The following is a 26998-nucleotide window of genomic DNA, read 5'->3' on the forward strand; positions in this document are numbered from 1 at the left end:
TTATGAGGTATTTGGTGGCGAAACGCCAGCCACCCTAACATTTGGCGCTTACCAGGCTTTGTAGAATAGTCACCTCCTCCGTTTCTTTGTTTCTCCAAAATGCTCCCCTTTCATCTGTTTATGGTACAATGAGAATATAAGTGAAACTAAAACATAAAAAAAGCAGCTGATACCCCTTTGATGAGTAATCAGCCGTTTATGAATCTCCCTATCCAATTTTTTTATGGCTCAAATACAAAATGAAGCAACCAGCAGACATAGAAAAACGGCGGTCAGTCTGCCGTTTTCTATGACCATAACATTCTGCATATTCTATGTATAAAAATCTCATGCAAATAGATTCCTCAAAGCATAAAACTCTACCGCTTAACCACTGGCGAATACGAAACCTTTCTTACTATCGTACACATAAGGTCACCTATCCGCCTGATATTATCTAGTCCATGCAGTGGTATCAAATCTGTTTTTGACATACAAAACAGCATAAAAACGTACTAAATGGCATTAAAAAAGACCCGAAACCGGGTCCAGTGACAATAGGACACAAAATACTCCACCGCGTTGTTGGGGAAGAATTCTTTGAATTCTCCGTACAACTGGGCTGCCAATGTCTTGTTATGAGCAATAATTAACGTTGGTTTATTCAACGCCTGGATAACATTAGCCATGGTAAAGGTCTTGCCAGAGCCGGTGACACCAAGTAAGGTCTGAAACTGATTGCCTTCCTGGAAACCTTTTACCAGATCGGCGATCGCCTGGGGCTGATCGCCGGTTGGTGCGTATTCTGATACTAATTCAAAATGATCCATGAAAGATCTCTCCTTTATAATTTAATAAACATCAAATTAACACCAGTATTTCCTCAGCTTAACTTCAACACATGAATATACTATGTTTTATAACTCCATCATTTTTTTGCTTAATATTCTTGTATTACCTATTTGCTTTTCAAACAATAAATCCCAAATATCTAAGCATTGTAAAGATATTTCCTTTTCCTGCTTTGTTTTTCCAGCGCTGGTTTCATCATAAAGTGCTAATATTAATTTAGGAATATCTCTTTTAATTTCCCAAATATTGTCTTCCATCTCACTTATATTTTCTAGAATACAGTAACTCATATTAAAAATTATATCAGAAAATTCTAATAGTCTTCCATTTTCTTCAATATATCTAATAAATGAATCCAGAAGCTTTTGTTCAATTCCAGAAGTCATTATTCGCATTAAAAATTCTTTATCTTCTGATATCACTAATCTATGCTCATCAAATATATGTGTCCATGTATTCTCAATTTCCGCATAGTTAATATGCTCAAGGAACTTAAGTAGACCACATTTTGCACTTTCCTTGTGTTGCTCTACTCCCAAATAAATAGCAAACATATGAACAATTGCTGATCTTTGAATATTATTTAGATTATAAAAATCATTGATAACTTCTGAATATTCTCCATAGCGCATATACATTTCACTAATTGTATAACCGTGAAGTTGTTGCAAGTGTTTATCGTCAGAATAAAATCCCATCAATAACACACTACTTAATTGTTCACTATATTCATCATGCAGTAGAAATAACATACTCCTATCTCGAAATCCTAACATTCTATAATCTGATAAAAACACTTTAACAATTTCATTTTTCGCCCAGTCTCTATCAATATTATAAGAGGGCCACAATGCATATAAACTCGAATATCTAATAATCGGATTTTCATCATTTGTCAGAATTTCGATAGTATGCTTAAAAGCACTCAGAAACTCCTTACAGTTCCATAATATATGGCCTATTGCCTTTGCAGCAACTCCTCTTACCGAATTAATTAAATTAGCTTCAATCATTTCTACTGTATGGGCATCTTTATCATCATCTGTCTTTACTTCGATTTCTCCAATACAAGGATTTTGATGATTTTCTGCAATATCTTTTAACATTTTCAAAACATATTCCGACCATATAATATCCTGTTTCTTTTCAATAATTTCACAATACAGCATTGCCCTTTTGGATTTATAATCGTACCCAAACTTTCTAAACACTTTTTCAATCTCAAAATTATCAATTTCATCCAATTTTTCACTGTATGTCAAACCAGATACGAAAGCGTCAACAAATACACCTTGAACTTCCTCACCGCATACCGACATACCAAGCCAAAATTGCATTGGAGCATCCGATACTGCCTGCCTGAAATCACTTGCAAAATTTCTTAAAGAACTTTCGATATAAGCATTTTTTGTTTCTTTCCACGATTTATGATCATCTGTTGGAATCTTTTTATTTGAAATTATTGATTTCCAAACGTAAAAACTCAGTTTCTTACCAGAAACTGGAGAAATAACATTTTTAGCACAACCATTCACATCATAACGATATATAGAATATCCGTTAAATTCACGGTCCAAAACTTGTTTTAGATTTCTCGCTTCTCGACTCATTCTCCAATTTGGTAATGCATTCAATAGTTCTCTTTGTAAATCCCCCCAGTATTTCCAATAAACAACACCTCCATTCTGAGTTTTATTTTTATTATATTCCATCCTATTTTTTAGTCTTTCTTTTGCATCTGATGGAATAAAATGAATGATTTTATTTTCTAACTCAAAATATACTATGTCTTTGCATTGCATAGAATACTTCTCTATTACCCTTTTTGCCAACAACAATTGATTACCATTACCACTTGTATATTCCAATATTGCCTTGTCAAAAAATTTGCATAAGTAGGATATAATATAATCCTTATATGAATTTGGAAAATACAGTAACGCATCTAACACAATTTCATTATGCAACGCATTTCCCGTCCCCATATAATTTGAAAGTATCCCTAACAAAATCTCTGGTTCCTGCTGTGCAAATTGTTTATTTGCTTTTTTTACAATCTGAATGCATGCTCGTTCTAAAGTAGCTTTATAGAAATATTTTGATGACCATTCTGAATAAACACTTTGTTCATCAGTAGGAATAAATGGCATAAGTATTTCTATCACTTTCCTGTACTCTCTAATTAACATATTTGAATCTTCTAAAACATACTCCTCTTCATAACGATATAAATTTTTTTCATTTTTCTTTGCCCTGTATTTTAACATCAAAGCTAATACTTTGACTATACGAATTTCACACATTTTCATCATTGAAATAATATCTATGTTTCGGTCAAGATATTCTGGAAACTTCTCATAAAATTTCATTTTCAATTCAAAAAACTTATCGTTTCCCTCATTTACATCTCTAAGGAAGCATCTAAACCACCCTCCTCCTTCTTCATCCGCTAATACATATTTTTCCAAGGAATTAATATCATTATCTGCATAATCTGGTGATATTGAAGCATATAATTCAATGACTTTATTTACCTTATTTTCTACATTTATCCAATTTTCTAATTCACCACATTCTCGAAGTTTACTCACATATGCCTTTTTCCCTCTCACCACAATATTAAAAAACGAATTTTCCCATTCTGCTATCCTCAAATACTTATGCACAATTTCAAATACATCTTCATCTGGTTCTGCAATTTGTGACAGTAATTCCAAGAAGACATATTTAAAACTATATCGAATATTGGGCAGAGTTAATAACTCCTCTCCAACCTGTAAAAAATCTGATTTTGATTCCTCCAAGAGTTGCTGCAAAAACATCTGAACTTGATATCGTCTTCCAGGTGTCTGTTTTTCTTTCACTCCAATAATATCAGCAACTTTATTTCCATCATAAAAACTATCAAGCATATATTCTGAAAAAAAGCAATCCAATACAGATTGATGCACCAATGATACAATATTTCCAGACACTATAACAAAACCATTGGATTGCAGAAAATCACAATAGTCCTGTGGCATTTTCAACCGCGAAACTGGAACATTTATTCTTCCAAATTTATCGCAAAACTCTACAAAATGTTCTTTTATTTGTTCTAATGTATCTGACGAAAGGCCGCTTCGATCTGCTTTGCTCTTTAACTGCTTCCACCATTCCTGAACCAACTGCGTGGTTGTATTAACTTCTATCTTCTTTTGTTCCTCATCCAATTGTTCCCAAATGTATAAATTACTTGCAATTGACAATAACTCACGCATCTTTGTAGGAAAAAAATCATAATTTGCTCCTACAATATTTTTCACCGTATCATCTTGCAACTTCCCAATGCAAACTTTTTTCCATTTAATTTTAGTTCTCGCATTTTCAAATATATTTTTTATATTACGATCATTATCTAGATCATAGGAACGGCATACCATTACGATAGAAATTTTATTAGTACGTTCTATATTTATCACTTCAACTTCCCGTATAATATTTTCACATATGGCAAGTGCTTCTCCTGAATGAGCTTGTGTCCATCTTAATGCATCTAATTGATCTAAAATAAGAACTGCATTTTTATCTTTAGACATCGCATCTAAGCAATGAGATACTGATGCCTGCAATCCCATACTTTTGCCCCATATTTCAGTAGTATTCTTTGGAATTCTTTTATCTAGCTTAATCGCCAAATATAGAATTCCTAAATTCTCGCATGATTGAATGATATTTTCTGTACATCCGCTTTTACCAACGCCAGCTTGTCCATGAATGATAACAGAATCCCCATTCAAAATCGATCGCATACAAACAGCCGCCTCACTACGCATAATGCGCCCTGTTGATAAACTTCTGAACGTTTCCTTATATTCATGATTAAGATCAATCATCGCCGGAAGTAATCTATCATCATTTGAAAGATCTCGAAAAACTACATTTTTACTTTTACAAAACTCAGTAAGCATCAACGCATCTATTGGCTTTCCATATACATCCTTAGTTAAAATCAATTCAAGGAATTTAGAGTAAATACTATCTTCATCTCCAACAAACAACAGATTAATTTTTGCTAATAAAATTTCTTTTTGTTCATAATCGCCTTCCTGTCTACAATACGTTCTCGATAGATAGTCAACAGTTAGGGACAAATCATCTTCCTTGTTACAATCTAATCCCATTACATCACAATACTGATGAAAAAGTGTTACTGTTTTAGCTCCCGATCCTTTTATCTGATATTGATAAAAATCTATAGATTTTGAAATATCAGTATCTCGCGCCCTTTGTGTCAAATCTTCAAATAATGTAAATGGTAATGGAGAAACTAAAGAAACCTTACATGCTTTACTACGCTCTAGTTGCTGTTTCCAGTTTGTAAAAATCCCTTTTGTATTCACAGAGCTATATGTCCAATACTCTTCACTTCCAGTCCGGCCCTTACATTGCTGCCCCTCACGAATCCCATTACTATTTCCTATCCACAAATCAACTCCCTTTTCATCATCGCCTATCGCTTCAATAATGACATATGAAATTTTTTCATTTAATACATCTAATAACTTATTAATCGTCCAATTATATTCAAAACGATTTCCGTATTTATCGGCTCTTCCTCCCACTTCATATGCCATATGCGTACCCCCTTGTTTTCAACACCAAATTACCAAACACATTACACTTACCTTGTATAATATTTTTCATTAACACAACTAATATACAACCCACTTGCCGCTCCGACTATATCCAACGAACTCAGCCACATGCTCTTCACTCATCATCGCCAGTTCCTTTTTCAGCGCATACATCGAAACCCCAAGGATTTCTGTCATTTTCTTTTTTGAAATTGAAGGATTTCTCTTTATAAGTACCAATATCTGCTCTCTCAATGATAATCCCTGCAAATCCTCCAACAATGTGTGCGATGGGGTTGAATTTGGGGTTGATGGGGTTGAATTTGGAGTTGACGCATTTTCGTCCTCATGTTTTGTATTCCAAAATCCTTCATGGACAAATAATCTTGTGATAAAGTAACTGCGTGCTTCATCCGTTTCAAACTCTGGTTTTGGCGACCCATTTGCTTCTAATGCATCAAGAATTTTCTTAAATCCTGTATTCCTTCCCTCAGTCAAATGCAGTTCTTTCAGAAAATCCCCTATCCTGCGGTTCCGATACCGACGATTTGATACCCGATATGATTTTAATCCTTCCATTGTTACAGAACGATCCGGTCCCGGAAAACTTAATATCTCTATCCTGTCATTCTCCACTCGAACTTCAATCGGCTCTCTTTCATCATAAGCACGATGATACACCGCATTAGACAGGGCCTCCTCTATTGCTGCGAATGGATAATTGAAAAAGCGGTCTGCCTCTGCACGATCTGGGTGTTTTACTACCTTCTCGGTAATAATGGTATTTCTGATATATTGCAAGGCATCTCTAAGTTGCTGCTGAATCGGCCCTTTAAAAGTCTGTTCAATAATATGATTGCCGCCTAATCCCTCCGGAAACTGTACAACATCTATCTGCGTGTATGGAAAAAATTTATCTGGCTCCATACTAAAAAACATCAATCCTACATTCTTAGGCTTCGTATATTCCGGAAGATTGCTAATAATGTTCATATCACTACATACTTCAACAAAATCTCCCGTTTTTGATTTTTCATACAGTGAGCTTTTAACTTCCTTTAAGTAATTCTGAATAAGTGTTATATTTAAGTCCGATATCTCTGCCTGGTGATTTACACGATCATCAAACGGAATTCGATTTGCTAAATTGAACAGATCTTTTTCTTCGTCATCCGATGGCTCTACTGTATTAGACATTTTCCGTATATAGTGAATGCGTTCTTTATTATCTTTCGCCATCGTTTTCGGAGCTGAATATGGTCTGCTGTCTCCACCCGGACACCAAAGAACAATAAATTTCTTGTTTTCGTAATCCACGACTTCAACTATTGGCATATATGCAGGTCGAATCAGCTTACATTTTGCCAAAATATTTTTTTGACAGGCATCAATTTTATCTACCGGCACGCCCTTAAGTGGGTGGATCGGTTGTCCCTCATTTTCTTCTACACCAATTATGATATACCCGCCACCCCAGTTATCCAGATCATTTGCAAATGCGCAAACCGATTTCAAAGAGGCTTCTGCATTCCAGGTTTCTTTAAATTCGATTCTTGCCCACTCAACAACCTCTCCTGATAATAATGTTTTTATATTTGTTGGTATTGCCATAATTTTTCCTCCTTCAAATATCCTGGAATGTCATTACATCATCCTCTTTTGAATTGGCTACACGCATGTAGCCAATCTAAATTTTTCATCCTCCAATTTCCGAATCATTGGTTCGGAAATTCTATCCCTCAAACTCATGTAAAATTTTCTTATATTTTCTAAATTATCGACAGAAAATCCCCGTCTTTTCAATTCATCTAGCATGTTCTATTTTCTGTCAATTGTTCTCATTACGAATGAAGGTCACCTGTCCACCCAGTCCACCTGGTGTTATTCCGTCCATACAGTCCATATAGTCCACAAAATATGGTATTAACAGCACCAATCAGCACCAATCAGTAGTGGTTGGAAATTCATTTCATAGTAGGACACGAAATATTCCACCGCGTTGTTGGGGAAAAATTTCTTGAATTCACCGTATAATTGGATTGTAATCAACACTTGTAGCATATAAATCAAGTACTTGACAATAAAGAACCTTTTCAGATGATCGAATATCTCTAATTCGGTCAAGTAATTCTTTCCAGTAGTTTCCTCCACCATTTCCTTTTAATCGCTCATCGTCCATTGTGAACCCCTTAACCATATATTCCTTTAAGCGTTCTGTTGCCCATCGACGAAATTGTGTACCCCTGATAGACTTTACTCGATATCCTACAGAGATTATAACATCAAGATTATAATAATTCGTAGGTTTTGTAGAAAAATCGGAATTTCCGATTTTTCTACAGACTCTGATTTGAGTAATTCCCCTTCTGAAAAAACATTTAAAATATGCTCATTTATAGTTGATCTAGCTTTTCCAAATAATTCTGACATCTGATCTATCGTCAACCAAACAGTTTCTTCTTCTACTTTTACTTCGATATGCGTCAATCCATCATCCGTATTATAAAAATAACTTCACCCTGATTTTCCATTTAAATTCCTCCTCGCAATTTGATTTTATATCTAAAAACTCTATAATCTCTTCCATCACACCTGATAATAATTATTTGCATCCACACCAACATCATACCTTCTAATTCCATCTACTCTATTCTGCAGATTATATTCCTCACGAGCATGTATATGTGCATGTAACTGAATACTCCCACTATTCTTCTTCGGCCATGATAACATCGGATAATGCATCAATGCAAAATACTCTCCATTCAATGGCACTGTCTTAAAATCACAAATCTCCTCAAACAACTCTGTATCATATTTTTTGTCATGATTCCCTTTAACTAAAATCTTCTTTCCGTTCATTTTACTGATCAATTCATTTGCCCTATCCATCGGCAAATGATGACTGATATCTCCAAGAATATACACCGTATCATTTTTATGTACTACTGCATTATAATTTCGAATCAAAACCTGATTCATCTCTTGTATATTTTCAAAAGGACGATTCTGCATGCTGATAATTCCACGATGCCCTAAATGTAAATCACTTGTAAAATATATCATGATATCGCCCTACTCCACCACGCTGTTACGGAAATTTCTTTGAATTTGCCATATAGCGGTTCTTTGAGAATTATAACATACACAATAAAAAATGTATAGACGGAATCGGAACATTTGTTCTATCCCTATCATTCTTTTTTGAAATAAAGTTATAAAAGTTACATCCCACTTTCACGCCAGATTCCGCCTTTTATTTTAATCCTAACACTCCAACCTCGCCACTCCAATCCACCCGCAATAAAAATAAGCACCCATCCATCATAATGAACAGGTGCCGCCATCAATCGTGCTCTCATTCAATTATACTTCCGTTCCCCCATCCGGACTACCTCGCGCTATCCCCATAGTTTGACAGCACCCGGGCGCTGGGGTCATCCACATCGCAGCCCTCCCACCGGCGGTTTGGCATCCAGAATCCGGGAATCATTTCCGCTTCGCCCGGATAGTACTTCTCAAATATCTCCCGGTACAGAAGGCTTTCTTTTGTGAACGGCTGCGCGTGCCTGTATTTCCCGCTAAGCCTGGTAAAATCCGCGTCCGTATACAGAGTTTCCGCATACTCCTTTAAATCATCCACCATGCTGTGCCCGACCGCATCGCTGAAGGCCGCCTTTTCCCGCCACAGGATGCCCTCCGGCAGAATATGATCCTTCTCAAATGCCTTACGCAGCAGATATTTTCCCTTTCCATAGGTATTCAGCTTTCTGGCAGGATCGATGGACATCACGTAACGGACGAAATCCAGATCCCCGAAGGGCACTCTGGCTTCCAGGCTGTTGGCCGCCAGACAGCGGTCGGCGCGCAGCACATCGTAATACTGCAGCTCCCGCATTCTTTTTGACGCCTCCTGCTGAAACGCCGCCGCGTCCGGCGCGAAATCTGTATATTTATATCCGAACAGCTCATCCGATATCTCTCCTGTCAGAAGCACCTTGAGATCCGTCTGGCAGTGAATGGCCCTGCATACCAGATACATGCCCATGCTCGCCCGCACCGTTGTGATATCATAGGTCGCCAGCGCTTCTATGACGGTTTCAAGACTGGAGAGCACGTCTTCCTTTGTCATGATGATCTCCGTATGCTCTGCGCCTATGTAATCGGCGGCCTCTCTGGCATATTTTAAATCGATGGCATCCGTATCCATGCCGATCGCAAATGTCCTGATTTTCTTTTTGAGAATGCCGGATGCGATCGCACAGACCAGGCTGGAATCCAGACCGCCGGAAAGCAGAAAGCCCAGCGGCGCATCGGCATCCAGCCGCTTTCTAACCGCTTCTATCAGCTTATCGTGAATTTTGCCTGTGATCACGTCCAGACTGTCGTGCACATAGCTGCGCACCGAAGCGATGTCCTCATACCGCACAAATTCACCGTCACACCAGTAGCAGCCCGGCGGAAAAGGGCGCACTTTATCCACCCACCCGTACAGATTTCTCGCCTCGCTGGCAAATGCTATTTTCCCGCTTAAAGAATATCCGTAAAACAGGGGACGGATTCCTACAGGATCCCTCGCGGCGATGAGCTTTGCGCTCTTTGCGTCATACAGAACACAGGCAAACTCCGCATCCAGATGAGCGAACATTTCCAGACCGTATTCCGCAAACAAGGGCAGCAGTATCTCACAGTCGGAACCGCTCTTAAAGACATAGCCCCTTTCCGCAAGCTCCTCTTTGACCGTCCGAAACCCATAAATCTCTCCGTTGCAGACTGCAAAGCTTCCGTCCCGCTCAAAGGGCTGCATGCCCTCATTTGTCAGTCCCATGATCGCAAGTCTGGCAAACCCCAGATATCCAAAAGGCGTTTTCACAACCTTAATAGCATCCGGACCTCTCATCCTGGTTTTCTCCAGACAGCTTTCCAGCTGCTCTTTGCTGATATCGTCTCCCGCATAACACATGATGGAACACATAGTGAACTCCTCCTTATCCAAGATTGACGCACGTTTTTTCGGATTCCCGCAGGCCGGCCGGCGCACGCTCATCCGTCATAAATCAAAAGCAGGATCATCTGCGCAGTCTCCACCATGTTGGTGCCGGAATCCATGCTGCATTTCTGAATATACCGGAATGCTTCCGGCTCTGTCATATGGTTTCTTTCCATCAGGACCCATTTCGCATTGTTGATATAATTCTGCTCCCGCTGTGTCCGTTTGGGTGGAATGGCTTTTTTCCGTTTCAGACGGCGCTGCTGCTGGGACAGCATCATCTCCACAGTTCCCGCCAGATCGCCGGGCTTTACCGGATAGGTCAGCATCATCACTCCCGAAGGACAGTTCTCTGCCTCTGCCGGTGAGATCAAAAGAAGCATTTCAAAATACTCCGGCAGATATTCCGCTGCCTGAGTATAATGCATATCCGAAACCCTGTAGCTGAAAATCACTACGCCGCTCTCCATCTGATGGGCGAAAGAGAGCGCTGCGGAAGCGGTGGTGCAGACCGCCGCGGTCCCGATTCCCCGCCGGTTCAGCAGATTTTGTATCTGTTTTGCATCCTCCAGTTTAGGCGAAACAACAATTACACTGCTCATCCAGCCCACTCCCGTCTTAAGTCCGGTACAGATACTTTTCCAGTTCCCACTCCGATACCTGCGACATGTACTCGTTCCATTCCGCCTTCTTGGCATTTGTATACAGCCGCACAAATTCCTGTCCCAGCACGTCTTTTACCAAATCGTCCTGTTCCATATATGCGATGGCTTCCCGCAGAGTATACGGAAGCCGGTCGGCCGCTTCATCCACGGCGCTGCCCCGCTCATTAACCTGCCCCGCAGACCGGTCGGCCGTCTCGGGTCCCGGCTCTGTCCTGCGGCTGATTCCATCCAGACCGGCCGCCATTATAAGCGCCAGCGTCAGATACGGATTCGCAGAAGGGTCCGGAAAGCGCAGTTCAATCCTGGTCTGTTCCCCTCTGAAAAAGGGCACTCGGATCAGAGTGTTCCGATGCTTTGCTGTCCAGGCGATATCTCTGGGAGCTTCAAATCCTGACATCAGGCGTTTATAGGAATTGACAAGGGGATTGGACACCGCGCAGATCCCTTTTGCATGGGCCAGGATGCCGCCCATAAACCACTTCGCTTCCCTGCTAAGCCCATTCTCCCCCGCAGGATCACTGAACACATTTCTTCCGTCCTTAAAAAGCGATACGTTGAGATGCATCCCGGAACCGGCTGCGCCGGGGCGGGGTTTCGGCATAAACGTGGCATGCAGACCGAAACGCTTTGCAATGGAACGCACGGCAGTTTTGAAGGTCATGATATTATCTGCGGTTTCCAGCGGCGGCGCATCTTTAAAATCGATCTCATGCTGTGCTGGCGCCGTCTCATGATGGGACGATTCTATCTCAAAACCCATTTCCTCCAACATGAGCACCATGTCTCTCCTGGCATTTTCGCCCAGATCCAGAGGACTTATATCCATATAGCCGGCCTGCTCATGGGTTACGGCAGTGGGAATCCCGTTCTCATCCGTGTGAAACAAAAAGAACTCACACTCCGGGTCCACGCGAAATTCATAGCCCGCGGCCGTACATTTCTCCAATATCTTTTTCAGGATCTCCCGGGGACTTACGAGGAGCGGCGTGCCGTCCGCACGGCAGATATCGCAGAGAAGCCGCGCCACCTTTCCCTGCTGGGGCCTCCAGGGCAGGATTACAAAGGTGTTCAGATCCGGGCACAGATACATATCCTCTTCCCCCTCCCGCAGATCCCCATATACACACGATCCGTCAAATACATAGCGGTTTTCCATCACATTTTTCAGCTGATTCGCAGTCACGGCAGCGTTTTTTAATGTGCCGAACATATCCGTAAACTGCAGACGCACAAATTCCACGTCTTCCTCTTCCACCAATTCCAAAATTTCCTCTCTGGTCTTCATTTTACACTCCCTTATTGAATTAGCCCGGCGCGTTTTATTTACAGGCCGGTATATCCCATCAACGACTCATCCATCTGCCTGGCAGCCTCCCTGCCTTCCGCAATGGCCCAGACTACCAGCGACTGTCCTCTGTGCATATCCCCTGCCGTAAAAACCCGCCCGCTGCCGGTATAACAGGAACCGGGGGCCGTCTCCACATTGCCTTTCGCGTTTAATTTTACACCAAAAGTTTCCGCTGCGTAACCCTCACAGCCCAAAAAGCCTGCCGCTATCAGCACAAGATCTACCGGGATTTCCTTTTCGGTTCCCGGTATGGGCTCCATGGACATCCTGCCCGTCTTCTCATCTCTCACCGGCGCCAGGCTCACAATCTGCGCAGCGCATACATCTTTGCTTTTATTCTTCCGAAAGCCGGTCACCGTAGCCTGATAAATTCTGGGATCATGCCCGAAACAATGTGCGGCTTCCTCCTGGCCGTAATCCGTCTTCAACACCTTCGGCCATTCCGGCCAGGGGTTGTTCAAAGCCCGTGTTTCCGGCGGCTTTGGCATCATTTCCAGCTGTATTACACCGGCCGCTCCCAGACGTACGGCGGTCCCCACACAGTCATTTCCTGTATCACCGCCGCCGACCACCAGGACCTGCCTGCCCTTTACAAGCTTTTCCGGGTTCTGCTTAAAATCGCTGTCCAGCAGGGCTTTGGTTACATTTTTCAGAAAATCCACCGCGAAATAAATGCCCCCGGCATCCCTGCCGGAAACCGCTATATCCCTCGGCCGGGAAGCGCCGCAGGCCAGCAAAATGCGGTCGTACTGACTTAGCAGTTCTTCTCCGGAAATATCCTTTCCCACATCCACATTGCAGAGAAACCTTATGCCGGCTTCCTCCATGAGACGGGTCCGCCTGTCAATGACGCTTTTCTCAAGCTTCATGTTCGGGATGCCATAGCGCAGCAGCCCGCCCGGGCGGTCATTTCTCTCATATACCGTCACGCTGTGGCCGCGGCGGTTCAGCTGCCAGGCCGCCGCCAGCCCGGCGGGGCCGCTGCCGATGACGGCGGCCGTCTTACCGGTCCGGACTTTTGGCGCATCCGCTTTCACAAGGCCGTTCGCAAAAGCATATTCGATCACCGCACGCTCATTTTCCTTTGTGGATACCGGATCACCGTGCAGGCCGCAGGTACAGGCGGCCTCGCACAGGGCCGGGCACACTCTGGAGGTAAACTCCGGAAAACAGTGCGTTTTCGACAGTCGGATATAGGCCTGCTCCCATCTGCCCCGGTACACCAGATCATTGATCTCCGGTATCAGGTTATGCAGCGGGCATCCCGACGCCATTCCTGCGATCATCACGCCCGCCTGACAGAACGGCACGCCGCATTCCATGCATCTGGCCCCCTGCAGGCGCTGCTGTTGTTCGGAGAGCGATCCGTGAAATTCTCTGAAACTGCGTATTCTTTCTTCCGGAGCCGCAATCGGCCCCGTCTCCCGTTCATATTCCAAAAAACCCGTCGGTTTTCCCATGCTCTCCACCTCACTTTCCGCCCAAAGCCGCATAGAAGGCTTCTGTCTGTGCTTCCTGTCTGTCCATGCCCTGCTCCTCAAACTGTGAGGACAGCTGGAGCAGACGTTTATAATCGGCCGGGATGATTTTCTTAAATGCAGGCAGGTATTTTTCAAACTGCGCCAGGATCTCTTTTCCTTTACGGGATCCGGTATTCGCCACATGTGCTTCGATCATGGATCGCAATTCGTCCCGGTCATATTGGGTTTCCACTTTTTCCATGAGCACCATCTCTTTGTTCAGATTTTTATACAGGCAGTTTTTTTCATCCAGAACATAGGCGATGCCGCCGCTCATGCCCGCCGCGAAATTCTTCCCGGCAGATCCCAGCACCGCTACACGGCCTCCGGTCATATATTCACAGCCGTGTTCGCCTACGCCTTCCACGACGGCCGTTGCGCCGGAATTTCTCACGCAGAAGCGTTCTCCTGCCACACCCGCGATATAGGCCTCACCGCCGGTAGCCCCATACAGCGCCACATTTCCGGCGATAATATTGTCCTCCGGCACAAACCCGGCCTTTTCGGGCGCATGCAGCGCCAGTTTGCCGCCGGAGAGCCCCTTTCCAAAATAGTCGTTGCTGTCGCCGCACAGCGAAAGAGTGATGCCCTTCGGCAGAAACGCACCGAAGCTCTGTCCGCCCGCCCCTTCGCACAGGACCTTGACGGTGTCCTCCGGCAGTCCATCCGGATGCCGTCTTGTCACCTCCGCACCCAGCAGCGTGCCGAAAGTGCGGTCCGTGTTGGTCAGCTTCACCCGGCAGGACACCTTTTTTCCCTGATCCACTGCCTGAAGGATCTCCTTATTCCGCAGTAGCACCGTTTCATCCTTCGTCTGTTCCAGCTTGAAATCATACACGCAGGCCGGATCAAACACGGATTCTTTTCGACCCGCAGCCCTGCCGCCAAGCAGGATACGGCTTAAATCCACCTTTGCCTCCAGCTCCGAAAGGTCCTCTCTTATCCTTAGCAGGTCCGTACGCCCCACCATCTCCTCCACGGTGCGCACGCCCAGCTTCGCCATATATTCACGCAGCTGCCGCGCGATGAAGATCATAAAATTCATGACATATTCCGGTTTTCCGGCAAAGCGCTCCCGAAGCTTCGGATTCTGGGTGGCTATGCCCATAGGACACGTATCCAGATTGCAGACGCGCATCATCACACAGCCAAGCGCCACCAGCGGCGCCGTCGCAAATCCGAATTCCTCGGCCCCCAGAAGCGCCGCGACCGCCACATCCCGGCCGCTCATCAGCTTACCGTCGGTCTCTATGATCACCCGGTTGCGCAGCCCGTTCTTAAGGAGCGTCTGATGTGTTTCCGAAAGACCCAGTTCCCAGGGCAGGCCCGCATTGTGGATGGAACTGATGGGAGCCGCGCCGGTGCCGCCGTCATAGCCGGAAATCAAAATGACCTGCGCTCCCGCCTTTGCCACGCCCGCCGCAACGGTGCCCACTCCGGCCTCCGACACGAGTTTCACGGATATTCTGGCATATTTGTTCGCATTTTTCAAATCGTAAATCAGTTGGGCCAGATCCTCTATGGAATAGATATCATGATGGGGCGGCGGTGAAATCAGGCTCACGCCGGGGGTGGAATGCCGCGTTTTCGCGATCCAGGGGTAGACCTTTTTTGCAGGAAGGTGGCCTCCCTCTCCCGGCTTAGCCCCCTGAGCCATCTTGATCTGTATTTCCTTCGCGCTCACCAGATACCGGCTGGTCACGCCGAACCGCCCGCTGGCCACCTGCTTGATGGCGGAGCTTCTGTCGCAGTCCGTCCCCGCGGACTTAAGCCTCTCCTCACTCTCACCGCCCTCTCCGCTGTTGGACTTACCGTGCAGGCGGTTCATGGCTATCGCCAGCGTCTCATGCGCTTCCTCGGAAATAGAGCCATAGGACATGGCGCCCGTCTTAAACCGCTTTACAATGGATTCCACGCTCTCCACCTCTTCGATCGGCACCCCTTTCCCGGGATAGCAGAAGTCCATGAGGCTGCGCAGATAGCCTGTATTTTCCCGATCCGCACACTCTGTATACTCGCAGAACCTTTCATAACTGCCTTCCCTGACCGACTGCTGCAGCAGATGGATTGTCTGCGGATTGTAGCGGTGCTCTTCCCCCTGGCTGCGCATTTTATGGCGTCCCATGGAAGAGAGCGTCAGATCCGTATCAAGTCCCAGCGGGTCAAATGCCTTGGAATGCTGCGCATCGGTTCTGGCCGCAATATCCTTAAGCGTGATGCCGCCCACCCTGCTCACCGTTCCGGTAAAGTATAAGTCTATGACCTCCTGTGCTATGCCCAGCGCCTCAAAGATCTGGCTTCCCTGGTAGGACTGAATGGTGGAAATGCCCATTTTGGAGGCTATCTTCACAATTCCCTGCAGTACCGCGCGGTCATAATCCTCCACTGCGGCATAATAGTCCTTATTTAACAGCCCGTCATCCACCAATTCCGCAATGGCGGCATGGGCCAGATACGGGTTGACTGCGCAGGCGCCGTATCCCAAAAGCGCCGCAAAATCATGCACCTCTCTGGGCTCGCCGGACTCCAGAATCAGGGACAGCGCCGTACATTTCCTGGTTTTCACCAGATGCTTATGAACCGCGGAAACCGCCAGCAGCGAGGGGATGGCCACATGGTTTTCATCCACTCCCCGGTCGGACAGGATCAGGATATTGGCGCCTTTTCGATAAGCCTTATCCACTTCCACGAACAAATGCTCTAAAACCCGGTCCATCGGCGTGCTCTTATAGAAGATAATCGGCACGCTGACCACCTGAAATCCTGCCTTTTTCATTCCCTTGATCTTTAACAGGTCCAAATCCGTCAGAATGGGATTGTTGATTTTCAGCACCTGGCAGTTCTCCGGTTTTTCTTCCAGCAGATTCCCGTTCTTGCCCACATAAACGCTTGTGGAGGTTACGATTTTTTCCCTCACCGCGTCGATCGGCGGGTTTGTCACCTGTGCAAACATCTGTTTAAAATAGGAAAACAGCGGCTGATACTCTTTGGACAGGACCGCCAGCGGCGTATCCGCGCCCATGGCGCCGATCTGCTCCGTGCCGTTAAGAGCCATGGAACAGATGCTCTCCCGGTACTCTTCGTATGTATAGCCAAATGCCTTCTGCAGCCTGGCTCTCTCCTCCCTGCTATAGGAAGGAATTTTTTCATTCGGTATCTTAAGCTCCCTAAGGGAAATCAGATTGCTGTCCAGCCATTCCCCATAGGGCTCTTTATGGGCGTAGTGCTCCTTCAGTTCTTCATCGCTTAGCACCTCTCCCTTTTGTGTATCCACCAGCAGCATTTTCCCCGGATGCAGCCTTTCTTTTTTCAGGATGTGTTCCGGCAAAATCTCCAGTACGCCCACCTCCGATGAGAGGATCAGCCGTCCGTCATCCGTAATATAGTAGCGGGACGGACGCAGTCCGTTTCTGTCCAGCACCGCCCCCATCACATCTCCGTCTGAAAAAAGGATGGACGCCGGACCGTCCCAGGGCTCCATCATGGTGGCATAATACTGATAAAAATCACGCACCTCCTGGGAGATGGTATCATTATTCGCCCATGGCTCCGGTATGGCAACCATCGCGGCCAGAGGCAGCTCCATGCCGCTCATCGCCAGAAATTCCAGTGTATTGTCCAGCATGGCGGAGTCTGAACCGCCTGTATTCACTACAGGCAGCACTTTCGTCAGGTCATCCGCAGAAAAATGCAGCGCGCGCATGGTCTCTTCCCTGGCCAGCATTTTATCCGCATTTCCCCGGATGGTGTTGATTTCGCCGTTATGTACGATAAACCGGTTCGGATGGGCCCGTTCCCAGCTGGGATTTGTATTGGTAGAAAAACGGGAATGCACGATGGCAATAGCGGAGTCGTAATCCGTCTCCTGCAGATCTGTAAAAAAGGTGCGCAGCTGTCCAACCAGAAACATTCCTTTATATACGATGGTCCTGCTGGACAGGGACGGCACATAGGTATTGTCGTTGCTCTGTTCAAATACGCGCCGCACCACATAGAGCCGCCGGTCAAAATCCAGTCCCTTTTGTATATGCTCCGGCTTTTTCACAAAGCCCTGGCAGATCACGGGCATGCATTCTCTGGCCTTGTGGCCCAGCACTCCGGGCTGTACGGGCACATCTCTCCAGCCCAGAAACTCCATGCCCTCTTTCTCCACAATGATCTCAAACATTTTCTTTGCCCGGCTGCGTTTGAGTTCACTCTGCGGAAAGAAAAACATGCCGATCCCGTATTCTCTCTCCCCGCCGATCTCAATCCCGCATTCCCTGCATGCTTTTGCGAAAAAGCGGTGGGAAATCTGAGTCAGAATACCGACACCGTCTCCGGTTTTGCCCTCCGCATCCTTACCCGCGCGGTGTTCCAGATTTTCCACAATCGTCAGGGCGTCCGCCACGATCTGATGGCTCTTCCTTCCCTTTATATGTACAACCGCCCCGATTCCGCAGTTATCATGCTCAAATACCGGATCGTAAAGCCCCTGCTGCATCCGTTCCCGATTCATCGCCATCTCTTCGCCCTCCCGCAGAGTTAATAATTGAAAAAAGGCGCCAAAGAAGCCCGCTCCCGCAAGCCCTTTGACGCCATTGTCATAGGTGTTTTTTTATGCGTTTTAATATAAACCATTCATCCGGATTTGTAAAGACTTATTTTAAAATTGTTGTTCACGGCTGTCGGAAACGTTACTGTTCACAGTTACCGAAAAATTCCCGCATATGAGAGGGCAGGGTATGGTCCTCATTGGGACCCGCTCTCGCTCCGTGAAGCGCGCAGATCGTCACCAACCGCCAGGTTGATGACCTGCGCGCACATCAGTGCGCTTCCTTGTGCGGGCTTCAAGGGATCCCTATGGGGACTATACTCTGCCCCGCTATGTGCTGCTTTATCGGCAGCCGTGAGCAGTAACCCGTAAGCTGTCCGCGTATGGCAGAAAGAAAGACGGCTTTGAAATTTATGCAGGACTAAATTTTTTTCAAATTTTTCTTGACACACAAAAAAAGCGGGTGTATGATGCAAACCGTAAAGCAAAGGCGCTTTGGAAGATTTTCTTCCAGAGCGCTATTTTTTTGCAGGTTCTTCAATCTGATAGAAGAAGCACACTGACGTGTGCGTAGGTCATCAGCCTCCGGCTGGTGACAGGAGAAAGAGGAAGCACACTGACGTGTGCGTAGGTCATCAGCCTCCGGCTGGTGACAGGAGAAAGGAGAGATATTTATGGCAAAAGGAATTCCTGAACTCTATGGCAGCCTGGTTTTCAATGACCGTGTGATGCGCGACAAGCTTCCAATGGATATTTATAAGGCGCTTAAAAAAACGATCGAGAACAACACGCATCTGGAACTGGATGTGGCAAACTCTGTGGCAGTGGCCATGAAGGAATGGGCCGTTGAAAACGGCGCGACTCACTATACACATTGGTTCCAGCCAATGACCGGCTTCACCGCAGAAAAGCATGACAGCTTTATCTCACCTACCGGTGACGGGCAGGTTATCATGGATTTCTCCGGCAAAGAGCTGGTAAAGGGGGAGCCGGATGCCTCCAGCTTTCCTTCCGGCGGCTTAAGGGCCACCTTTGAGGCCAGAGGCTACACCGCCTGGGACCCTACCTCCCCCGCGTTTATCAAAGATAAGACGCTGTATATCCCCACAGCTTTCTGCTCCTATAGCGGCGAAGCGCTGGATAAAAAGACGCCGCTCCTGCGTTCCATGGAAACACTGAATAAGGAAGCTGTGAAAATCCTTCATCTGCTGGGAAAAACAGATGTGACTGGCGTCACCGCGACCATCGGCCCCGAACAGGAGTATTTTCTGGTGGATAAGGCCGATTACGAAAAAAGAAAAGATCTGATCTTTACCGGCAGAACATTGCTGGGGGCGAAGCCTCCCAAGGGGCAGGAAATGGAGGATCACTACTTCGGAGCCTTAAAGCCGCGTGTTTCCGCCTATATGCACGATCTGGACGAAGAGCTCTGGAAACTGGGCATCCCGGCCAAAACCAAGCATAATGAAGTAGCTCCCGCCCAGCATGAGCTGGCTCCGGTCTTTGACACCGCCAACATCGCGGTAGACCATAACCAGCTGACCATGGAAATGATGAAGAAAGTGGCTGACAGACACGGACTCGTATGCCTTCTGCACGAGAAACCTTTTGAGGGCATCAACGGTTCCGGCAAGCATAACAACTGGTCCATGGTCACCAATACCGGCACAAACCTGCTGGATCCTGGCCGTACCCCCACCGAAAACATCCAGTTTCTCGTATTTTTGATGGCGGTCATCAAGGCGGTGGACGAATATGCGGATCTGATGCGCATTTCCGTAGCCAGCGCGGGAAACGACCACAGGCTCGGAGCCAATGAAGCGCCGCCGGCCATTGTTTCCATCTTTCTGGGCGATGAGCTGACCGCAGTCCTACATTCCATAGAAAATGATACCTTTTTCGGGACGCAGCAGAGGGTGCAGATGGAAACCGGCGCTACGGTCCTTCCCCACTTTTTCAAAGACAACACCGACAGAAACCGTACCTCCCCCTTTGCCTTCACCGGCAATAAGTTTGAATTCCGCATGCCGGGTTCCTCCATTTCCGTGGCAGGGCCCAATATCGTGCTGAATACGGCGGTTGCCGAAGCTCTCCGACAGTTCTATGAAGAATTGAAGGATACCCCCGCGGACCAGCTGGATGAGGCGGTGCATGAGCTTGTAAAGCGTGCGATTTTCAAACACAAAAAGGTCATCTTCAACGGCAACGGCTATACGGACGAGTGGGTGGAAGAAGCGCAGAGCCGCGGCCTTTACAACTTAAAGTCCACTCCCGATGCACTCCCATACTTTATAAATAAGAAAAATGTGGATCTCTTTACCGGGCATCATATTTTTACCGAACAGGAGATCTATTCCAGGTATGAAATCCTGCTGGAAAATTACTGCAAGACCATCCATATCGAGGCAAAGACCATGCTGGACATGGTGCGGCGTGAATTCCTTCCTGCCCTGATGGAGTATACGGACCAGGTTGCCTCCTCTGTCAGCCGCAGAAAAAGCATGCTTAAGGAATTTTCCTGTGATGCTTTAGAACAGCTTCTTACCAAGCTTTCCTGCTATTATGAGGAGATGTCCCATATGGTAGAAAAACTGTCTTTCGACCTAGCGAAGGCTGAAGCAGCGGCCGATATGAAAGATGCCGCCCTCTTCTATCAGGAAACAGTGCTCACCGATATGGAATCGCTTAGGAATATCGCGGATGCCGCTGAAGAATATCTTCCCGACAGCGTCCTGCCTTATCCGAATTACGAAAAACTGTTATTCTACGTTTAATCATCGGGAAAGGATATGATACGAAGCCATGTGCAGTCCAATAGTTGATAACGATAAGCTGAAAGAGGAATGCGGCGTATTCGGCATTTTTAATCCTGATGGCGCAGCGGCCGCCCCATCCGTCTATTACGGATTATGCGCCCTGCAGCACAGGGGGCAGGAAGCCTGCGGCATTGCGGTCTGCGATACCGGCGGACCAAAGGGCAACATTTCCTGGCATAAGGATATGGGGCTTGTGGGAGAGGTGTTCCGCCCGTCCGTTTTAAAACAGTTATACGGCAACATCGGAATCGGCCATGTCCGCTATTCCACCACCGGTGCCAGCACCGCAGAAAATGCGCAGCCTCTGGTCCTGAAATATCTGAAAGGCACCCTGGCTCTTGCTCACAACGGCAATCTGACCAATGTGGCAAAGCTGCGCCAGGAGCTTCAGGAAAGCGGCGCAATCTTCCATACCACCACGGACTCTGAAGTGATCGCCTGCTGCATCGCCAGGGAGAGGACCCGGACCGCCAGCGTGGAGGACGCGATCCTGCAGACCGCCCGCAGGCTGAAAGGCGGCTATGCGCTGGTAATCATGAGTCCCAGGAAGCTGGTCGGCGTGCGCGACCCCCTCGGTTTAAAGCCACTGTGCCTTGGAAAACGGGGCAGCAGTTATATCCTCGCATCCGAAAGCTGCGCTCTTACGGCGGTGGGCGCCAGCTTCATCCGTGATATTGCTCCCGGCGAAATCATTACGGTCACCCGGGACCAGGTGCAGACCGACCGCCGCCTCGTCCAGGATAAACATGCGCACTGTATATTTGAATACATTTATTTTGCCCGGCTGGATTCCACGCTGGACTCCGTAAACGTATACGACGCGCGGATCCGCGCCGGCAGGGCGCTGGCCGCCTCCTGCCCTGCAGACGCGGATCTGGTCACCGGGGTTCCCGACTCCGGACTCACGGCCGCGATGGGATATGCACAGGCTTTAAACCTGCCGTTCGCCCACGCATTTCACAAAAACAGCTATGTGGGCAGAACTTTCATCAAACCCACGCAGGAGGAACGGGAGTCGGCCGTCCATCTGAAGCTCGGCGTACTAAAGAGTGTGGTCAGGGATAAGCGGCTCGTCCTGATCGACGATTCCATTGTCCGCGGCACCACGATTGCGGCACTCATCACCATGCTGAAGGAAGCCGGCGCCCGGGAGGTCCATGTGCGCATCAGCTCTCCGCCTTTTCTGTATCCCTGTTTCTACGGAACCGATGTACCCAGCAACGATCAGCTGATTGCCGCCTCTTATACGGCAGACCAGATCTGTGCCAAAATAGGCGCGGATTCCCTCGGTTACATGAAGATCGAAGACCTGAAGCAGATGACCGGGGATCTTGCGTTATGTAAAGCATGCTTTGACAGCCGATATCCGGTATGAATGTCCGCATCACGGCTGTAAGATATTATATATTCCGCTGAAGCGGCCCGCCGCAAGCGGTATTCTATTTCAATTAATTGGAAAATAAAGGAGGAAATGAGTATGAGTGATTTTTCAGCAGTAAACACCATATGGGTGCTGGTAGGAGCCGCTCTTGTATTCTTTATGCAGGCCGGGTTCGCCATGGTCGAAACGGGTTTCACCCGGGCTAAAAACGCCGGCAACATCATCATGAAAAATCTGATGGATTTTTGTATCGGGACTCCGGTGTTCTGGCTTATCGGATTCGGGCTGATGTTCGGAGGCTCCGGTGCCCTGGTTGGCAGTATCCGGGGGATCGCGAGCGAAACCACTTACGGAACCGGCATGCTGCCTGAAGGCGTACCCTTCTTCGCCTTTCTGATCTTTCAGACCGTATTCTGCGCAACCGCCGCTACCATCGTATCCGGCGCCATGGCGGAGCGCACCAAATTTTCCGCCTACTGCGTCTACAGCCTGATCATCAGTCTGGTCATCTATCCGGTATCCGGGCACTGGATCTGGGGCGGCGGATGGCTGTCCGCCCTCGGCTTTCACGATTTTGCCGGTTCCGCCGCCGTTCATATGGTGGGCGGTGTCGCCGCATTTGTCGGCGCAGCGATCCTGGGCCCCCGTATCGGCAAATATACAAAGGACGGCAAGGCGAAAGCGATCCCCGGCCACAGCCTGACGCTGGGCGCTCTGGGCGTTTTTATCCTCTGGTTCTGCTGGTTTGGCTTCAACGGCTGCTCCACCGTATCCATGGAAGGAGAAGCGATCGTTTCTGCAGGCAAGATTTTCGTGACGACAAACCTGGCCGCGGCTGTCGCAACCTGCACCGTCATGATTATCACCTGGATCCGCTATAAAAAGCCCGATGTTTCCATGACCTTAAACGGAACGCTGGCAGGTCTGGTCGCCATCACTGCGGGCTGCGATACCGTATCCCCTGTTTCCTCCGCAATCATCGGCATTCTGTCCGGTCTCACGGTTGTATTCGGCATCGAGTTCATCGACAAGGTACTGAAAGTGGACGATCCGGTGGGCGCCGTAGGCGTACACGGCTTAAACGGCATCCTCGGCACCCTCTGTGTGGGACTCTTCTCAGACGGGGCGGGAACGGATGGCCTGGGTCTCTTTACCGGCGGCGGGTTTCATCTGCTGGGCGTGCAGGCGCTGGGCACAGTATCTGTAATCGCCTGGGTTGCAGCCACCATGACGGTCGTCTTTCTGATCATCAAGCATACCGTGGGACTGCGGGTTTCCGAAGATGAGGAAATCGCGGGCCTGGATATGAAAGAACACGGTCTTATAAGCAGTTATGCGGATTTCATCACCTATGATCACACAGGAAGCATTCCCGAACCGAATCTTTCCACCTCTAAGGCCGCGCTCACAGACGTCTCCGGCGCCGCCCAGGCACCTGCCGAGAGAGTGCCCGGCACAGGAAATGCTGCCGGTGCTGCAAAACTCACAAAAATCACCGTCATCACCCGCCAGAACAAGCTGAACGATTTGATGCAGGCGCTAAACGCCATCGGCGTGACCGGCATCACCGTCACCAACGTCCTCGGATGTGGCACGCAGAAAGGCGCACAGCACTACTACCGCGGTGTGGAAATGGATATGAGCCTGCTGCCCAAGATCAAGATTGAAATCGTCGTCAGCAAAGTGCCTGTGGAACAGGTGATCGAAACAGCCCGCCGTGTGCTCTATACGGGCCGGATCGGGGACGGCAAGCTTTTCATTTACGATATTGAAAACGTAGTGAAGGTCCGCACCGGTGAAGAAGGATGCGCCGCTCTTCAGGACACACCTGAAAACGCCGATTAAGGCCGCAGCATTATTCTTTTGCCCTGAAACTTAAGGTGATCCGGTTCATTTGATGCACCTGATCCATCAATTCCTCAGGTGATACCGTTCCTGCGCCGCTTCTGATCCGGTAGGTGAACTCATAGAAGCCGCCGCTTGCGGCGTCAAAGTTTGTTTCCCAGTAATTATTCATGATCCAGGAATACAGCTTGGCATCATCCATGGGACTATTATCATTTAAGACGCGGGATCCGTATTCCAGCGGCCCTGTCCAAAGCAGCGGCACGTCCGCCGTATTGACGGCTACCCATCCGTCATTTCCTGAAATTCCGTACCCTGCCTGGAGGCAGTAATAGTCCCTATTGGTTCCAGGCAGCTGGTCTACGCCCGGGCGCAGCACGGCGCCGGTCTTTTCAATCCATAATTTCCCATCCCGCAGGCCGAAGGGCAGAGAAAGATAGAGATTCTCCGGCTCCCACACGCTGTCCTTATGTATCCGGACCGAGGCATCCGCCTGGGCAAAATGATGGAATACTCTTAGATTCATGACATAATAGGAGACTCCCGGCAGTTCATAGGAGAATTCTATATCCGTAAATACCTCTCCTTTACAGGCGGTTCTGGCCCCGGCAAATCTTCCGGCCGTCCTCACCACGCCGGCCCCCTTGCGGTTTCTTCCCATATTTCTTCGGACGCTGCAGTAATCATCGCTGCCGGTCAGCGGGGTCACCTCATATACCGGTTGGAAAGCCGCATGCTTCCTGTCCGGCAGAATCAGCTCCTTTTTCTGCGTCTTATCATACCAGCTTGTGATTCCTTCCGATTCTTTCCATTGAATCCTAAGATATTCCGTCTCTATACAGCCGGTTCTGACCTCCGCAGCCGGGTTCTGAAAAAGGCCCTGCACATCCTTTACGCCGTCCACGCCCGTCATATCATAATTATCGGTTGAATGTCCCCGCCCATCCGACTCCGGAATCACTTCCACCATGCGCTCTTTCCCGCCATCCAGCGAAGCTGTGACATAGACATCCGCCCCTCTCGCAGTTCTTAAGTACTGGGACGGCAGGATCTCCTTGCTTTCCATATCGCGTACCGCAAATCCCCGCTCAAGGAGCGGGCGCTCCCAGCTGTCGATGCCCAGCCTGTAGATCCCTTCCGCGCGCCTGTCCTCCCCGTTCACCAGCTTAAAATGCATCGGATTCGCAGGGCCAAGCAGAATCTCCCCCTTCGCCGTTCGGATTTTCCCGAGAGCGATATTGCAGAGGCGGTTGGCTTCCACCGCATAGCCATGCTTCTGCTCGCTGATCAGATTCACATTTTCATTCCAGGGCTCTTCCATGGAAGCGGAATAGCTGAAGGTATGTTCAGAATACAGCATCAGATACCAGTAGATCTCATCCAGCTCTTTTTGGCTTACAATCCGATGGCCAGGATCCAGCGCTAGTATGGATTTCAGCTTGCTCTGGGCCTGTCTGCATATCTTGGTAAATCTGCTGGCAGATCCGGCTCCGTCCGACCACCAGTCCGGCCAGTCGCCTCTGTATACGGGAATCCCGTAACCGCTCTTGGTCACTTCCTGAAAGAAATGGGAGAGCGTCGTCATTTCCATGGTCACATATCCGCCGTATTTTTTGTTCCAACGGTTGATGAACTCCATGATCCTGGGATTTGGCGGCGCATTGTCCGTTACGAGACCGGTCACATTGAGCGGTACAAAAGTAAACGGATAATTTTCCCTCTCCAGCTCTTTTAAATAGCGGCAGATTCTCTTTTCTGACAGTTCCTCCTGTCCTTCCATATATGCTCCTGCCTGAAATTCATCCCTGATGATATAGGAATGCACGGCATCGGGAGCTATGCCCATCTCATTTCCCAGCTGATAGTGGTCTCCGTTCCATACCAGCAGGCGTTCCCCTTCCTTTGTCTCCCAGTAAAACGGCGTCTGTTTCTGAAACAGAGGGAACATACCGTGATGGTTATGAACGCAGGAAAAGAGCTTCCGGATGCCCGCCTCATGAAGCAGGCTCGCATATCCCCAGGAATACCCGTTGATATCCGATGTCATGGCACAATCCATAGCGATCCCTTCATCTCCGGCAAAATCCGCTGCCTTATGCAGATAATGCCGCAGCGTATGCTCATCCACAGCCTCACACAGATTCAGGTAATTGCCGGTCACCTCGATATTTCCCCGTTCCACTGCTTTTAAAAATCTGGTTCTCCAGGACTCATCCGCCTGCTCCCAGAACTGCTCCACACCCCAAAAGGTTTCGCACACCCAGCGAAAGCCATCCCATTCCTTTTTCTCACCGCTTGCAATCGCTTCGCTGATTTCGACCGCCTGACGGATAAAGTCGATCTGACGGGCCGTGATGATCTCCTGCCCATCCGTATATCCGATGTCCGTATGGGTCTGATGTATCACATATATTTTCCAATTTTTCTTTAATGTCTCATATTCTTTCATCGG

12 protein-coding genes and 3 pseudogenes are annotated in these 26998 nt (G+C 47.7%); 3 read left to right on the plus strand and 12 right to left on the minus strand.

Annotation, left to right across the window (positions count from 1 at the left end; genetic code table 11):
* Nucleotides 1-536: 536 nt before the first annotated feature.
* From DWZ56_RS21635 to gltB, 11 genes and pseudogenes are all read right to left on the minus strand, one after another.
* Nucleotides 537-809: pseudogene (locus tag DWZ56_RS21635) on the minus strand (DEAD/DEAH box helicase family protein); the annotation flags it as partial.
* Between the two features lie 87 nt (nucleotides 810-896).
* Entirely contained in the window at nucleotides 897-5447 is a 4551-nt protein-coding gene (locus tag DWZ56_RS21640; RefSeq protein ID WP_118558710.1) for a hypothetical protein, read from the minus strand.
* 78 nt (nucleotides 5448-5525) lie between these two features.
* Nucleotides 5526-7058, minus strand: a complete 1533-nt coding sequence (locus DWZ56_RS21645) for an RNA-binding domain-containing protein (RefSeq protein WP_118558711.1) — start codon at nucleotides 7056-7058, stop codon at nucleotides 5526-5528.
* Nucleotides 7059-7400: 342 nt separating this feature from the next.
* Nucleotides 7401-7493: pseudogene (locus DWZ56_RS23880) on the minus strand (DEAD/DEAH box helicase family protein); the annotation flags it as partial.
* Nucleotides 7483-7978, minus strand: a pseudogene (locus DWZ56_RS21655) (virulence RhuM family protein); the annotation flags it as partial. The pseudogenes DWZ56_RS21655 and DWZ56_RS23880, both read right to left, overlap by 11 nt.
* A gap of 55 nt (nucleotides 7979-8033) precedes the next feature.
* Nucleotides 8034-8513, minus strand: a complete 480-nt coding sequence (locus DWZ56_RS21660) for a metallophosphoesterase (protein ID WP_118558712.1) — start codon at nucleotides 8511-8513, stop codon at nucleotides 8034-8036.
* Between the two features lie 325 nt (nucleotides 8514-8838).
* A complete protein-coding gene (asnB, locus tag DWZ56_RS21665) occupies nucleotides 8839-10422 on the minus strand; it encodes an asparagine synthase B (protein ID WP_243095422.1) in 1584 nt (527 codons plus the stop codon).
* Between the two features lie 68 nt (nucleotides 10423-10490).
* On the minus strand, nucleotides 10491-11039 hold the full coding sequence (locus DWZ56_RS21670; RefSeq protein ID WP_118558713.1) for an ANTAR domain-containing response regulator: 549 nt from the start codon (nucleotides 11037-11039) through the stop codon (nucleotides 10491-10493).
* A gap of 16 nt (nucleotides 11040-11055) precedes the next feature.
* On the minus strand, nucleotides 11056-12387 hold the full coding sequence (locus DWZ56_RS21675; RefSeq protein WP_118558714.1) for a glutamine synthetase family protein: 1332 nt from the start codon (nucleotides 12385-12387) through the stop codon (nucleotides 11056-11058).
* Nucleotides 12388-12425: 38 nt separating this feature from the next.
* Entirely contained in the window at nucleotides 12426-13910 is a 1485-nt protein-coding gene (locus DWZ56_RS21680) for a glutamate synthase subunit beta (protein WP_118558729.1), read from the minus strand.
* A gap of 10 nt (nucleotides 13911-13920) precedes the next feature.
* Entirely contained in the window at nucleotides 13921-18474 is a 4554-nt protein-coding gene (gene gltB, locus DWZ56_RS21685) for a glutamate synthase large subunit (RefSeq protein WP_330424943.1), read from the minus strand.
* Nucleotides 18475-19178: 704 nt separating this feature from the next.
* Here gltB and DWZ56_RS21690 point away from each other — a divergent pair.
* From DWZ56_RS21690 to DWZ56_RS21700, 3 genes are all read left to right on the plus strand, one after another.
* Complete coding sequence (locus tag DWZ56_RS21690) at nucleotides 19179-21278, plus strand: glutamine synthetase III family protein (RefSeq protein WP_118558715.1); 2100 nt, start codon at nucleotides 19179-19181, stop codon at nucleotides 21276-21278.
* 28 nt (nucleotides 21279-21306) lie between these two features.
* Complete coding sequence (gene purF / locus DWZ56_RS21695) at nucleotides 21307-22695, plus strand: amidophosphoribosyltransferase (protein ID WP_118558716.1); 1389 nt, start codon at nucleotides 21307-21309, stop codon at nucleotides 22693-22695.
* Nucleotides 22696-22797: 102 nt separating this feature from the next.
* Nucleotides 22798-24546, plus strand: coding sequence for an ammonium transporter (locus tag DWZ56_RS21700; protein WP_118558717.1), 1749 nt, complete (start codon nucleotides 22798-22800; stop codon nucleotides 24544-24546).
* 10 nt (nucleotides 24547-24556) lie between these two features.
* Here DWZ56_RS21700 and DWZ56_RS21705 read toward each other — a convergent pair whose 3' ends face one another.
* Complete coding sequence (locus DWZ56_RS21705; RefSeq protein WP_118558718.1) at nucleotides 24557-26995, minus strand: glycoside hydrolase; 2439 nt, start codon at nucleotides 26993-26995, stop codon at nucleotides 24557-24559.
* Nucleotides 26996-26998 lie beyond the last annotated feature (3 nt).

The sequence above is a fragment of the Lachnotalea sp. AF33-28 genome, assembly GCF_003477885.1.
GTDB lineage: Bacteria > Bacillota > Clostridia > Lachnospirales > Lachnospiraceae > AF33-28.